Annotated in this window: 10 protein-coding genes and 1 pseudogene; 8 read left to right on the forward strand and 3 right to left on the reverse strand. The window is 71.2% G+C overall.

What is annotated here, in order from left to right:
* Positions 1-16: 16 nt before the first annotated feature.
* The 3 genes from AS594_RS04085 (at position 17) to AS594_RS04095 (ending at position 2761) form a co-directional block, all read left to right on the forward strand.
* Positions 17-280 carry a hypothetical protein gene (locus AS594_RS04085; protein WP_069930263.1) on the forward strand — a complete coding sequence of 88 codons (264 nt, stop codon included), beginning with the start codon at positions 17-19 and terminating at the stop codon, positions 278-280.
* Between the two features lie 79 nt (positions 281-359).
* Positions 360-1184, forward strand: a complete 825-nt coding sequence (locus AS594_RS04090; RefSeq protein WP_069925701.1) for a hypothetical protein — start codon at positions 360-362, stop codon at positions 1182-1184.
* Between the two features lie 206 nt (positions 1185-1390).
* Positions 1391-2761: a tannase/feruloyl esterase family alpha/beta hydrolase gene (locus AS594_RS04095; RefSeq protein ID WP_069933481.1), complete on the forward strand. Its 1371-nt coding sequence runs from the start codon at positions 1391-1393 to the stop codon at positions 2759-2761.
* A gap of 13 nt (positions 2762-2774) precedes the next feature.
* On the opposite strand, the gene AS594_RS04100 is transcribed toward AS594_RS04095, so the two are convergent.
* The 3 genes from AS594_RS04100 to AS594_RS04110 all read right to left on the reverse strand — a co-directional run bounded on the left by AS594_RS04100 (position 2775) and on the right by AS594_RS04110 (position 4797).
* Complete coding sequence (locus AS594_RS04100) at positions 2775-3317, reverse strand: MOSC domain-containing protein (protein WP_069930264.1); 543 nt, start codon at positions 3315-3317, stop codon at positions 2775-2777.
* Positions 3318-3442: 125 nt separating this feature from the next.
* Entirely contained in the window at positions 3443-3625 is a 183-nt protein-coding gene (locus AS594_RS04105; RefSeq protein ID WP_069925703.1) for a hypothetical protein, read from the reverse strand.
* 83 nt (positions 3626-3708) lie between these two features.
* Positions 3709-4797 carry a fatty acid desaturase family protein gene (locus AS594_RS04110; protein WP_069925704.1) on the reverse strand — a complete coding sequence of 363 codons (1089 nt, stop codon included), beginning with the start codon at positions 4795-4797 and terminating at the stop codon, positions 3709-3711.
* A 203-nt stretch (positions 4798-5000) separates the two neighbouring features.
* Between AS594_RS04110 and AS594_RS04115 the strand changes: the two genes are divergently transcribed.
* From AS594_RS04115 to AS594_RS04135, 5 genes and pseudogenes are all read left to right on the forward strand, one after another.
* On the forward strand, positions 5001-7964 hold the full coding sequence (locus AS594_RS04115; RefSeq protein ID WP_069925705.1) for a DEAD/DEAH box helicase: 2964 nt from the start codon (positions 5001-5003) through the stop codon (positions 7962-7964).
* Positions 7965-8098: 134 nt separating this feature from the next.
* Positions 8099-9347: pseudogene (locus AS594_RS04120) on the forward strand (SWF or SNF family helicase).
* Positions 9348-9801: 454 nt separating this feature from the next.
* Positions 9802-11271, forward strand: coding sequence for an aldehyde dehydrogenase family protein (locus AS594_RS04125; RefSeq protein WP_069925706.1), 1470 nt, complete (start codon positions 9802-9804; stop codon positions 11269-11271).
* On the forward strand, positions 11268-12866 hold the full coding sequence (locus AS594_RS04130; RefSeq protein ID WP_240508930.1) for an APC family permease: 1599 nt from the start codon (positions 11268-11270) through the stop codon (positions 12864-12866). Before AS594_RS04125 ends, AS594_RS04130 begins: the two co-directional genes overlap by 4 nt.
* 38 nt (positions 12867-12904) lie before the next feature.
* On the forward strand, positions 12905-14500 hold the full coding sequence (locus tag AS594_RS04135; RefSeq protein ID WP_069925707.1) for a GMC family oxidoreductase: 1596 nt from the start codon (positions 12905-12907) through the stop codon (positions 14498-14500).
* Positions 14501-14608 lie beyond the last annotated feature (108 nt).

A 14608-nucleotide genomic window follows, 5' to 3' on the forward strand; every position in this document is an offset into this window, starting at 1 on the left:
CAGACTTCGCAAGCATCTGGGACCGCGTCCGGGCGGTGCGCAGCGGGTGCCCCCTCCGACGCGTCAGCACAACATCTTCGAGGCGGCCGCGGTGTACGTGTCCGCGTGTGCGGAGGACGACGAACCGCGGATCGAGGAGGCGGCCGGCTGGGTGTCGCCGGAGGCGCTCTCGTTCGGTGTCAACGAACTGGCGTGCCGGGCGGTCATCGCGCTCGCGCGGGAGCGTGACGAGACACCCCAGAACGTGGCCCGGTCTCTCCTGGGCCTCCCGGCCGCCTGACGCCGGTCGGCCGGGGACCTCGACGACGGGGTTACTCACTGGTTAGGGTGCGCCGACGACCGATCCGAAGGAGGGCGCCGTGACCGGGCCGGACACCGACACCGACACCGCCGCGAGTGCCGAGGACGCCGAGGACGCACTGTTCGTGCTGACCGCGGTGCTGCTGACGCCCGCGCAGTTCCCGAGCGTCCTCGGGGACGACTATCCGCAGGCATGTGCGGCGCTCGGTCTCGAGCCGTACGCCGACGGGTACGGCCTGGTGCTCGGCCAGGACGGCACCGGGGCGCGGTGGACGGTGGTGATCGACGACGTGTCGCTGGTGGCGGTCGCCATCGCGTCCTGGGACTGCGGCATGGAGTACGACCTGTCGCCCGACGAGCGCACCGTAGTGGCCGGTCTGCCGGGCTGGCCGCTCCCGCTCGCGGTGGCCGCTCCGGGCATACCGGACCCGCACGACCCCGTTCCCGGGAACGGAGCGGACGGCGCGAACGAGCCGTCCCTTCTCACGCCGCCCGACACCGACACCTGGGGCCCGGCCCAGCGGCGGCTCGGTGCCGACGAGATCGCGCTCCAGTGGGCGGCCTGGCGCGAGCAGATCGACGACGCGGAGACGTTCGTGGCCCCCGGCGACAACCCGCACGCCGGGGTGCGCCGTGTGATCGAGGATCTGCACGGCTACGTGGACGCCCCGCCTCCGCCGGGGCGGGTGCGCTCGACCTTCGCGTCCGGTCAGGCGCGCACCCTTCGGGCCGACGGTCCCGGCTGGTCCGTGGTCGCCAGGACCGACGACATCGCGTTCGTTCTGCTGGACGACGAACCCGGTGAGGTACTGCCGGTCGGCCGGGGGCCCGAGCTCCCCGGTCTGCTGGCGGCGCTCGACAAGATCGCCGTACGCCCCGCCTGACGGGCACCGCCCTGCCGGTGCCCGTCCGCCTCACGTCCTTGCGTCCGCCCGCAGCGCGTACCGGCCTGCGGGCAGGGGCGCTTCGGTGGACGGCACCCATGCCGGTGCCTCGCGGCGTGTGGGCCGGGCCCATGGCCGTACCCGGCGATACGGCAGCACGATGTGGCGCTGCGCCCCTCTTCCCGCAGCAAACCCGGAGGCTTCCCATGCGCCTGTCCAGAGGCGTCCCGCTCGCCGCCGCACTTCTCATGGTGCTGACCACCGTCGGCACCACCGACGCGGAGGCCCTTGTCACCGAGACCAGCTCTTGTACGCGGCCGGACCTTCCCCGCGTGCCGGGAGCAGAACATCAACGGGTGGCATGCCTTCCCGACCTGACCACCGCGGGGCTGGCCGGCACGGCGTACACCGACATCGCCGACCAGGCGGGGCTGTCCGCGAAGGGCACGAAGAACCCCTCCGGTGTGCCGGGGACGCAGATCGACGGCTACTTCCCCGACGATTCGCGCTTCAACGCCACCCACGGGTGGCGGCACGACGCCCAGTTCGTCATCCGGATGCCGGAACGCTGGAACGGCGGTCTCGTGGTCACCGGTGCACCTGGTACGCGCAGGCAGTACGCGACGGACGCTCTCATCTCCGACCACGTGCTGGCGCAGGGTTACGCGTACGCGGCGACCGACAAGGGGAACAGCGGCCCGGACTTCTACAAGGACGGCCGCAGGCCCGGCGACGCGGTGGCGGAGTGGAACCGGCGTACGACGGAGCTGACGCGCGCCGCCCGCAGGACCCTCGCGCAGTGGTACGGACACGCGCCCCGGCGTACGTACATGACCGGCATCTCCAATGGTGGCTACCTGACCCGCTGGCAGCTGGAGAACCACCCCGGGCTCTACGACGGCGGGGTCGACTGGGAGGGTGCCCTGTGGACCGCCGACGGCGGTGGTCTCCTCGGTTCGCTGCCGGTCACCGTGGCCCGGAGCCTGGGCCGCGCACAGGACGAGGATCTGCTGAAGGCCGGGTTCGCTCCCGGCTCGCGGTTCCTGTGGCCGTACCACGAGAAGGCGTACTGGGGTCTGACGCAGAAGATCTACCGCGCGGAGTTCGATCCGTCGTACGACCCGGCCTGCCCCGGGCCGTCGGCCGGTGCGACGCTGCCCGAGATCCTCGCGCCCTGTGCGTCGGACGCGGACTACGACTACGCGGCACGTCCGGAGTCCGTGCACCGCGCGGTGGGACGGGTCGCGCTGACGGGGCGGATCGGCAGGCCGATGATCACGCTGCACGGTGACCTGGACACCCTCCTGCCGATCGCCACCGACTCCGACGTCTACGAGCGGATGGTGACGCAGCGGGGCCGGTCCCGGCTGCACCGCTACTACACCGTCGAGGGCGGGACCCATGTCGACTCGCTCCACGACACGTATCCCGACCGTCTGCGGCCGGTCCTGCCCTGTTACCGCTCCGCGTTCACCGCGCTCGTGGCCTGGGTGGAGGACGGGTCCGTTCCGCCCACGGACCGGACGATCGCCAGGCCGGCGGGCGGCGACGTGGTCAACACCTGTGCGCTGAGCTGAGCCGAGCCTGAGCTCAGACCTGCTCCAGGGGACGGTGCGGCTCCGCGGGCAGGACCACCCGGACCTGGTCGCCGGGCCGCACCTCGCCGCCCGTCCGGACGATGCTCATGATCCCGGCCTTGCGCACGATGTTGCCCGCCTCGTCCCGGCCGACGACCTGCTTCAGGAGGCCGTCCTGGAAGGCGTCGATCTGGAGGCACGGGTTGCGCAGGCCCGTGACCTCCACGACGGCTTGCTCACCGACGTGCAGCAGGGTGCCTTCCGGAAGCCCGAGCAGGTCGATTCCACTGGTGGTGATGTTCTCGCCGAGCTGCCCCGGCTCGACCGTGAAGCCCTCCCGGAGCAGCTCGGCGAACAGTTCCGCATGTATGAGGTGCACCTGGCGCAGGTTCGGCCGAGTGGGGTCCTGCGCGACCCGGGAACGGTGCTTGACCGTGATTCCCGCGTGCACGTCGCCTTCCACACCGAGACCGGCCAGCAGCGTGATGCTGTCCCTGTTCGGCTTGGTGAACGAGTACTCGCCGTTGCTGCTGACCGCCGTGACTGTGCCGCTCATCGTGCGGAACTCCCCTCTTCCGTGCCGGTACTTGATCCGTCCCAGACCCTGTCCCGGCACGGTTGTGAGCGGGCTCAACCGCCGAGCGGGCTCAACCGCCGAGCGGGCTCAGCGGCCGAGCGGGCTCAGCGGCCGATCTGCTTGCGGGAGATCCCGCGCAGCCGGCGGCGCTGGGAGCTGTCCAGCATCAGATACGCCGCGACCGGCACACCAATCATGATCAGCAAGCCGGGCCAGAACCCGACTAGGATCATCAGGGCGATCCCCACGACCACCCCGCCGGCGGCCACCTTCGCGCTCTTCGACATCTTCGACGCCTCCTTCGCGGCTGTTGCCGCTTCATGCTCCGGTAACGTGCGCGCCCGCGCCACAGTTCCGCCGCGCGTGACCGCTAGACGGCCGCCTCCTGCGGCGACCTGTCGGTCCCGTCCGTCCCGTCGGTGCCGTCGGTCCTGAGTGGTGCGCCGACATCGTGCATGTGCGTCAGTGCCTGCCGGTAGGAATCGATCAGGCCGGTCTCCGCGTACGACACCCCGAGCGCCTCGCAGTGCGCACGCACCAGCGGCTGGGCGAGCCGCAGATTCGGTCGCGCCATGCTCGGGAAGAGGTGGTGCTCTATCTGGTAGTTCAGGCCGCCGAGGAACCAGTCGGTGAGTATCCCGCCGCGCACGTTGCGGGAAGTCACGACCTGCCGGCGCAGGTGGCCCCAGCGCTCGCCGTCGGGGTCCGGCATCTCCATGCCCTTGTGGTTGGGCGCGAACGCCATGCCCAGGTGGAGGCCGAACAGCGCGTGGTGCAGCAGCGCGAACACGACGGCCTTGCCGGGCGACATGACGGCGAGCAGGAACGCGAAGTACCCGGCGAGGTGCACCACGAGCAGCGAGCCCTCCAGTACGCGTGCACGCACCGGCTGGCGGCGCAGGTACTGAAAGCCGTAGATCTTCAGGGCGAAGCCTTCGAGCAGCAGCATCGGGAAGAACAGGCGCGCCTGATTGCGGGTGAGCCAGCGGGCGAACCCCTCGCGCTGTTCGGCCTGCTTCTGCGTCCAGACCAGTGCTCCCACGCCGACATCGGGGTCCTTGTCGATGTGGTTGGGGTTCGCGTGGTGGCGTACGTGCTTGTCGTTCCACCACGCCTGATTCATGCCGAGCAGCAGATTGCTGTGGACGAGGCTGACAGCGAGGCTCACCCTGCGGCTGCCGGTTATCTGCGCGTGGCCCGCGTCGTGGGCGACGAAGGCGGTACGCGCCCACAACACGGTCAGGGGAAGGGCGAACGTGAGCACCCACCAGGAGTCACCGACGAGCACCATGCCGGCGACGACGACGGCCATGGCGAGCAGGTTGGACGCGATTCCCAGCGCGTACCAGCCGGTGCGCCGCTTCAGGAGCCCCTGCTCTCTGGCGCTGCGCAGGAGCGGGGCGAAGTCGCTCCCCGAGGTGCCTGTCGTGGGTTCCGCGACAGTGGCGGCCTGGGGCATGGGGGTCTCCGGTGTGTAGGACCTGGCTCTGAGCTCATGAAACTACGCACCGGGCACCTTGATGACCATGGTGTCAGCACCCGGGTTCCGGTGGTGCCAGCACCAACCGCACGCAGTGGGGGCAGGTGCACGTCCGCCGTCGGGATGCTGTACTCTCGCGACCTCGGAACCGACTAGTCAAATTTGAGGAATTCGGCATCGCTGTGCACCAGCCTCCTGCTGCGAAGCTCTTCGAGATCTCCGAACTCGCCCGATGCTCCGTGGTCTTCCTCCCGGGGGATCCGGCACGCACCGGCGCGGTGGCCTTCTGGCGCGCCGACGGGAGCGCGCCTCCCGCCGCTCCCGGCACGGTCGGGGAGCTGACCGTCGTCACGGACGGCGCCACGCCGCGGACCGTGCCGGCCCTGCTCCTGCCGGTACGGGACGCTCTGCCGGTCCTCACGAGGGCCCGCGCGTACGCGGGCGCCGACCCCGCCGCGGCGTTCTGGGGGGCGGCCGCACTCGTGGCACTTCAGCTGGCCGCTCGCGGGCTGCTCCTGCCGGGGCTGAGCCCCGGCGACCACGATGCCTGGCGGGCCGGGCCGCTCACCCCCGAGGACCAGGAACGGGTGCGCCGGCTGGCGGCCTCGATGCCGCCCGGCGCGCACGCCGTACCGGTCGATGCCTCGGAACGGCCGCTGCGGCTGCCCGTTCCCGAGCGGCTCCTGCGCGCGTTCCTCGACGCGGTCGCGGACGGGCTGCCGCGAACGCCGGCCGCGGCGACGGCCGCCGCCGGTCCCGCGTACGCCGGTGCAGAGCCGCAGCGGTTGCCCGAGCAGCGTGCCTGGGCCGCGGATGTCGCCGCCGGGCACGACGCGGGCGTACGGATCTCCCTGAGGGTGGAGCTGTCCGGGCTCGCACCGGGCCGCGCCGGAGACGAACACGGGAACGCTCCGGAGCACGGACCTGGGGACCCTGCGAGCGGACCTGAGGACAGACTCGGGAACGGCCTTCAGGACGGCGCGCGGCCCGCCTTCCGTGTCGTTCCCCAGATGCACAGTGTCAGCGATCCCTCGCTGGTCGCGGACACCGCCGAGGTATGGGCCGGCACAGGACACGCCGGTGCGGCGTTCGGGCCGCGCGCCCGCATGGACGCGTTGCTGGCGCTCCGCCGCGCCGCCCGCGCCTGGCCGCCGCTGGCCCCGCTGCTGTCGGCTGCCGTACCGGACGCCGTCGAACCGGCGGACGAGGAGATCACCGAACTCCTCGGCGGGGCCGCACGGGCACTCGCCGCCACCGGAGTGCAGGTGCACTGGCCTAAGGACCTGGCACGGGAACTGACGGCGCGCGCCGTCGTGGGGCTGCCCGGCGAGGACGAGGACGAGGGGCCCGGACATCCGGAGAGGCCGCACTCAGGCATGCCGTCCCTCCTGTCGCCCGACGCCCTGCTCGCGGTCAACTGGCGTTTCGCGCTGGGCGGTCAACAGCTCACGCGGCAGGACCTCGACCGGTTGGCGGAGGCCACCAGGCCGGTGGTCCGGCTGCGCGATCAGTGGGTGCTCGTCGACCCCGACGACGCCCGCCGCGCGCGGGAGAGCCGGGACCGCAAGGTCAGCCCCATCGACGCGCTCAGGGCCGCGCTGACGGGCCGCACCGAGCTGGACGGCCGGCAGGTCGAAGTACAGGCCACGGGCCGGCTGGCGCGCCTGCGGGAGCTCATCGCCGATCCGGAGCGGGTGGGACACGAGGCGGTCGCACAGCCCGCCGCCCTGGCGGCGACGTTGCGCGACTACCAGTTGCGCGGACTGAACTGGCTGCACCGCATGACGTCCCTGGGTCTCGGCGGCGTCCTCGCCGACGACATGGGCCTCGGCAAGACCATCACCCTCATCGCCCTCCATCTGCACCGCCAGACCGACGAACGCACCGCCGGTCCCACTCTGGTGGTGTGCCCCACGTCCCTCATGGGCAACTGGCAGCGCGAAATCGAGAGGTTCGCTCCCGGAACCCCGGTACGCCGGTTCCACGGCGCCTCGCGCACGCTCGACGCCCTTGCCGACGGGGAGTTCGTCCTCACGACGTACGGCACGATGCGGCTCGACGCCGCGCGGCTGGGCGGGAGGGAGCCGTGGGGCATGGTCGTCGCCGACGAGGCGCAGCACGTCAAGAACCCGTTCTCCGCGACCGCGAGGCAACTGCGCACCATCGACGCCCACGCGCGCGTGGCGCTCACCGGCACGCCGGTGGAGAACAACCTGTCCGAGCTGTGGGCCATCCTCGACTGGACGACACCCGGACTGCTCGGCCGGCTCGGAACGTTCCGCAGGCACTACGCGGAGTCCGTCGAGGGCGGCGACGACCCCGCCGCCGCCGAGCGCCTCTCCAAGGTCGTACGACCGTTCCTTCTGCGGCGCCGCAAGTCCGATCCCGGGATCGCCCCGGAACTGCCGCCGAAGACGGAGACCGACCACGCCGTCTCGCTCACAACGGAACAGGCCGGCCTGTACGAGGCGGTAGTCCGTGAGACGCTCACCGAGATCTCGCAGGCGCAAGGGTTCGCCCGGCGAGGGCTCGTCGTGAAGCTGCTCACCGCGCTTAAGCAGATCTGCAATCACCCCGCGCAGTACATGAAGGAGCCGCAGCCCCTGATCGCAGGCCGGTCAGGGAAGCTGGAGCTGCTGGACGAGCTGCTCGGGACCATCCTGGCCGAGGGCGCGAGCGTGCTGGTGTTCACGCAGTACGTGCAGATGGCGAGGCTGCTGGAGAAACACCTGGCAGCGCGCGGCACGGCCACCCGGTTCCTCCACGGAGGTACGCCCGTGCCCGAACGGGATGTCATGGTGCGGCAGTTCCAGGACGGTGAGGTGCCGGTCTTCCTGCTGTCCTTGAAAGCGGCCGGTACGGGGCTCAATTTGACGAGGGCCGCGCATGTCGTGCACTACGACCGGTGGTGGAACCCGGCGGTCGAGGCGCAGGCCACGGACCGGGCGTACCGCATCGGACAGACCCAGCCGGTGCAGGTGCACCGGCTGATCGCCGAGGGGACCATCGAGGACCGGATCGCGGCGATGCTCGCGCGCAAGAATGAGCTAGCGGACGCCGTTCTCGGGAACGGCGAGTCCGCGCTCACGGAACTGACCGACGCCGAGCTGGCGGATCTGGTGGAGCTGCGAGGGGGCACGCGATGAACGACCGCGACGACCACTGGGACGACCACCGGGACGACGGCCGGGACGAAGGCCGGGACCTCGACAGGGGCGAAGGCAGCGGGAGCAGGGACGGCACACGTGAACGGCGCGCGGAGGAGCGCACCTTCGACGCCATGCCTCCCGCCCGGGGTCGCGGTTTCGCGCGGACCTGGTGGGGCCGTGCGTGGATGAAGGCGCTGGAGGACACCGCGCTCGACGGCGAACAGCTCAGAAGGGGCCGTAAGTACGCGCGTGAGGGAGCGGTCGGCGCCGTGTCGGTGCGCCCGGGACGGATCACGGCGGTCGTACGGGAGCTGGACGGTACGGCGTACCGCGCCGACGTCCTGTTGCAGCGGCTGAGCGGCGACGACTGGGACCGTTTCCTCGGTATGACGGTCGAGCGGGCCGGTCATGTCGCGGCGCTCCTGGACCGGGACATGCCGCCCCATCTCGTGGAGGACGCGGCAGCGGCCGGCGTCGATCTCCTGCCCGGCATCGGAGATCTGGAGCCCGAGTGCTCGTGCGACGCGTGGGACCACTGCCCGCACACCGCGGCGCTCTGCTACCAGGTGGCGCGCCTGCTGGACCTGGACCCCTTCGTGCTGCTCCTGATACGCGGGCGCGGCGAGCGGGAACTGCTAGACGAGCTACAGGTACGCAGCGCCGCCCTGGCGTCGCCGCAGAGGGCCACCCGGGGGCGCGGCGGCGCGCGCGCCGGAGGGCGTACGGGCCGAGCGGGCGTTCGCGGCACGCGACACGCTGCCGCCGCTGCCCGCTCCGCCACTGCTCCCCTGCGAGCCGGGCAGGCCGCCCACCCTGGACACCGAGACGCCACCCGCGCCCGGGATCGACGTCGCGGCGCTGGAGTTTCTGGCCTCGGACGCGGCGCTGCGTGCGCACCGCCTGCTGGCAGCGGCACTGTCCGCCGGACACGAACAGCACCCGGTGGAGGAGGAACTGCCGGCGGAGCAGGACGCCGTACGGCTGGCGGCCGGGGGGCCCGGAGCGCGGATCGCCGCCCGGCTTGCGTCGGGTTCCGGACGGGACCGGGCCGACCTCGCCCTGGCGGTACGGGCCTGGCAGTACGGCGGCCGTGCCGCGCTCGCCGTGCTGGAGGAGGAGTGGTCGCCGGAGCCCGAGGCGCTCGCGCGCGCCCGTACGCAGCTCGCGGAGGCTTGGGACGAGGACGAGGAAGAGGCACGCCCGCGGTTGCGTGCCCGGTTGAACCGCTGGACCGTCGTCGGTACGGACGCCCAGTTGCGGTACGGGCGTCACGGGCGCTGGTGGCCGTACCGAAAGGAGCGGGGCCGGTGGACGCCCGCCGGCCCGGCCTGCCAGGATCCGGCGGCGGCACTCGCCACCGTACTGCTGAGCGTCGGCTGACGGACTGCCGGTCTCCCGGCGACGCCCTCCCGTCGCCGGGGGGCCTCCGGAACGTCGCCAGAAGCGCCGCAGCCGCTCGCACCACCGGATGCCGTGCTGCGATGCCACCGGACGTCCGGCAGGTGCCCGCTCCCGCACGGCGCGCTGTGCGGCGTACGGGAGCGGGCACCTGCTGCATCCGTATCCGTGTCCGCACGCGCTCCCGCACCGTTCCCGTACGCGCTCCCGCACCGTTCCAGCACACGTCCCGTACAGGATGGGGGACGCCTGGCGGGCGTGTGCGCGGACCAGTCTCCCGGTGACCGTTCCGCCGGATGACGGCTTCCGTACTGCGGACGGGGCCGCGCCTCCTTACTGTCGTTCCCAGGGCGCTGTCTGTCGGTCAAGCACCGCGAGGGCGTGACCCGACAGGGCGCCGCCCGGGTGCCCGCCCATCCGACCCTGAGGAGCCCCCATGCCGGAGCTGTTCATCGGTGGCAAGTGGACCGCCGCCGCCGACGGGGGGGTTCGCGAGATCCGCTGCCCGGCCGACGGCACCCTGGTGGCGACTGTCGACGAGGCCGGCCCCAAGGACGTGTCGGCGGCGATCGCCGCCGCCCGTGACGCCTTCGACCGAGGCCCCTGGCCGACGGCTCCGGCCGACGAGCGCGGACAGCTGCTCCTGCGCGTGGCCGAGCTGCTGGAACGCGACAAGGACGCGTTCGCACGAGCCGAATCCCTGGACACCGGGAAGCGGCTCGTCGAGAGCGGGTACGACATGGACGACATCGCCCATTGTTTCCGCTACTTCGGCAACCTGACGGCCTCCGGCGGCGCCGACCGGATCGTCGACACGGGCAACACGGGCGTCGACAGCCGAGTGGTGCACGAACCGGTGGGCGTGTGCGCGCTGATCACCCCGTGGAACTACCCGCTGCTCCAGACCGCCTGGAAGGTCGCTCCCGCGATCGGCGCAGGCAACACGTTCGTCCTGAAGCCCAGCGAGCTGACGCCGCACACCGCAGTCATGCTGATGAAGCTGCTGGCCGAGGCGGGCCTGCCGGACGGAGTGGCCAACCTCGTGCTGGGCGCCGGACCGACCGCGGGCGCGCCCCTGACCGAGGACCCGCGGGTCGACATGGTGTCGTTCACCGGCGGACTCGTCACCGGACGGCGCATCATGGCGGCCGCCGCCCCGACGGTGAAGAAGGTCGCTCTGGAGCTGGGCGGCAAGAACCCGAACATCGTCTTCGCCGACGCCGACTTCGAGGCCGCAGTCGACTACGCCCTCATGGCGATCTTCCTGCACTCCGGCCAGGTCTGTTCGGCAGGGGCTCGGCTGCTGGTCCAGAACGAGCTGCACGACGCGTTCGTCGACGAACTGGTCGAACGCGCCCGAGCGATCCCGCTCGGTGGCCCCTTCGACCAGAACGCCCGCACCGGACCGCTGATCTCGGCCGCGCACCGCGAAAAGGTCGAGGCGTACGTGGCGGCGGGGCTGGCCGAAGGGGCGGTACTGCGTTGCGGGGGCGCCCGGCCGGACGACCCGGCCCTTCAGGACGGTTTCTACTACCTGCCGACCGTGCTGGACGACTGCACCCCGGACATGTCGGTCGTACGCGACGAGTCGTTCGGCCCGGTGCTCACCGTCGAGCGGTTCCGCGACGAGGCGGAGGCTGTCGCGCTGGCGAACGACACCGTCTACGGGCTGACCGGCGCGGTCTGGACCGAGGACGTGGCGCGCGGTCAACGGGTGGCGTCCCGGGTGCGGGCCGGAACCCTGTGGATCAACGACTTCCATCCGTACGTGCCCCAGGCCGAATGGGGCGGAATGAAGCAGTCCGGCTTCGGCCGGGAACTCGGCCCCGCAGGGCTGGCCGAATACCAGGAGGCCAAACACATCTGGCGCAACCTCGCGCCCAGCCCGCTGAGGTGGTTCGAATGAGCGCGGAAACCGCCGGCAGGGGTCCGGGAGATCCGGAGCCCGACATCCCGTCCCGGACCCAGACCCAGCAGGACGACGACGCCCTGGGGGAGCTCGGCTACCGCCCGGAGCTCAAGCGCACCCTCGGCAACTTCCACACCTTCGCCGCCGGGATCAGTTACATCTCGATCCTGACCGGCACCTTCCAGCTGTTCTACTTCGGCGTCAGCTTCGGCGGACCCGCCTACTGGTGGTCGTGGCCGATGGTCTTCGCCGGCCAACTGATGGTGGCCCTGTGCTTCTGCGAGCTGGCCGCCCGCTATCCGGTCGCCGGCTCCGTCTACAACTGGGCGAAGACCATGGGCGGCCCGCACGTCGGCTGGCTCGGCGGCTGGATGATGATGACGGCCACCATGGTGACCCTCTCGGCCGTGGCGCTCGCCTACCAGATCACCCTTCCCCAGATCGACAGCTGGTTCCAGTTCGTGGGCGACGGCAGCGGCAAGAACGACGCGGCCGCCAACGCCGTCCTCCTCGGTACGATGCTCATCCTCTTCTCCACCGTCGTCAACGCCTTCGGTGTGCAGCTCATGGCCCGGATCAACTCGGCCGGCGTGTTCATCGAACTGATCGCCGCCGTCGCCCTGATCATCTTCCTGGCCGCGCACATCACCCGCGGCCCCAGCAGCGTCCTGACGGAGACGTACGGACTGGGCGGTGATCAGAGCCTCGGGTACTTCGGTGCCTTTCTGACCGCCTCGCTGGCCTCCGCGTACGTCATGTACGGCTTCGACACGGCGTCCTCGCTGGGCGAGGAGTCCCACAACCCGAGCCGCAACGCGCCGCGCGCCATTCTCCGGGCCCTCGTCGCCTCCTTCCTCATCGGCGGGCTGATCCTGCTGTTCGCCCTGATGGCCGTACCGGACCTGGAGGCGGAGGAGCTGTCCTCGGGCGGTCTCCAGTACGTCGTCCTGGAGACCCTCGGCTCGACCATCGGTGAGATCTTCCTGTGGTGCGTCGTCATCGCCATCACCGTGTGCGTGCTGGCGGTCCATGCGGCGGGCATCCGGCTGATGTTCGCCATGGCGCGGGACAACAACCTGCCCGCCGGCTCGGTACTCGCCCGGGTCAGCCCCCGCTTCCAGACGCCCGTCGTTCCCGCCGTCCTGATCGGTGTCGTGGGTGTGGTCATCCTGGTGATCAACATCAACCAGCCACAGATCTTCTCGGTGATCACGAGCATCGCGATCATCATGATCTACCTGGCCTATCTGCTCGTCACCGGTCCCATGCTGATCAAGCGACTGCGCGGTGACTGGCACCCGGCCGAGGGCAGCTTCACGCTCGGGAGGTTCGGGCTTCCCGTCAACATCGTCGCCGTGCTGTGGGGCGCCGCCATGTCGATCAACCTCGCATGGCCCCGCGCGGAGGTGTACAACGCCACGGGACCGCAGCACTGGTACCTGCGGTGGGGCGCGTTCCTCTTCATCGGCATCGTCGCGCTCGGCGGCTTCGCGTACTACTGGTTCGTACAGCGGCACAACACCGGCGTACTGGACGAGCACCGCTTCGAGACGGCCGAGGCACCGCCGCCGCCCCCGTCCTCCGCACCCTGAACCCACCGGACCACCGAACCTGTACGCCTGGAGAAGCGATGCGCGCAGAGAGCCCCCTGGCCGCGTACGACTACGTGGTGGTCGGCGGCGGAACAGCCGGCGCCGTCGTCGCCGCGCGGCTGACCGAGGACCCGGACGTCACCGTCTGCGTGGTGGAAGCCGGGCCTTCGGACGTCGGCGACGACAACATCCTGCGGCTGGACCGCTGGATGGCCCTGCTGGAGTCGGGTTACGACTGGGACTACCCGGTGGAGCCCCAGGAGAACGGCAACAGCTACATGCGGCACGCGCGGGCCAAGGTGCTCGGCGGCTGTTCCTCCCACAACTCCTGCATCGCCTTCTGGGCACCGGCCGAGGACCTCGACGAGTGGGGCGCGCTGGGCTGCACGGGCTGGAGCGCCGCCGACTGCTTCCCCCTCTACCGCCGCCTGGAGACCAACGACGCGCCCGGCGACCACCACGGCCGCTCGGGCCCCGTGACGATCCGTACCGTCCCGCCCAAGGACCCGTGCGGCGCGGCGCTGCTCGAAGCGTGCGTGGCCGCCGGCATCCCCACCACGCCGTTCAACAGCGGTACCACGGTCGTGCGCGGCGCCCACTGGTTCCAGATCAATTGCCGTCCGGACGGCACCCGTTCGTCGGCATCGGTGTCGTACCTCCACCCGGTCCTCGGCAAGCGGCCGAACCTGGAGGTACGTACGGGTCTCCAGGCCAGGCGGCTGCTGTTCGACGACGGCCCCGACGACGGCACGGGCAGCGGCTCGGCCGGCCGGCGCTGCACGGGCGTCGAGTACCTGGAGCCCGACACCATTCACACCGGCGCGGTCACGGCCAGGCGCGAGGTGATCGTGGCCTGCGGCGCCATCGACTCGCCGAAGCTGCTCATGCTGTCGGGCATCGGGCCGGCCGGGCATCTGCGCGAGTGCGGTGTGGAGGTGCGGGTCGACTCCCCCGGCGTCGGTTCCAACCTCCAGGACCACCCGGAGGGCGTGATCATGTGGGAGGCGAAGCAGCCCATGGTCACGTCGTCCACCCAGTGGTGGGAGATCGGAATCTTCGCGGACACCGAACCGGGGCTCGACCGGCCTGACCTGATGTTCCATTACGGCTCGGTGCCGTTCGACCTGAACACGTACCGGCGCGGCTATCCGACGACGGACAACGCCTTCTGTCTCACGCCGAACGTCACACGGGCGCGTTCCACGGGAACGGTCCGGCTGCGTACCCGGGACTACCGGGACAAGCCGAAGGTCGATCCGCGCTACTTCACGCACGAGCACGACATCCGCGTGATGACGCACGGTCTGCGGCTCGCGCGCGAGATCGCCGCCCAGGCCCCGATGGCCGGCTGGACGGGGGCCGAACTCGCACCCGGCCCGGAGGCCACGACCGACGACGAGCTGTTCGCGTACATCCGCCAGACCCACAACACCGTCTACCACCCGGCGGGCACCGTGCGGATGGGCGCGGTCGACGACGCCGGCTCGCCGCTCGATCCGCAGCTGCGGGTCAAGGGGGTCACGGGACTGCGGGTGGCCGACGCGTCCGTGATGCCGTTCCTGCCGGCGGTCAACCCGTGCATCACGACGATGATGATCGGCGAGAAGTGCGCCGACCTGCTGAGAGCGACCTGACGGGCTGGGGGCGGTGGGCCCGGCCCGCATTTCCCGCCTGGCTGGCGCTTCCCGCCCAACCCGCACTTCCCGCCGGCCCACGCTTCCCGCCCAGCCCGACACGGCGAC

This window comes from Streptomyces agglomeratus (assembly GCF_001746415.1).
GTDB classification, from domain to species: domain Bacteria; phylum Actinomycetota; class Actinomycetes; order Streptomycetales; family Streptomycetaceae; genus Streptomyces; species Streptomyces agglomeratus.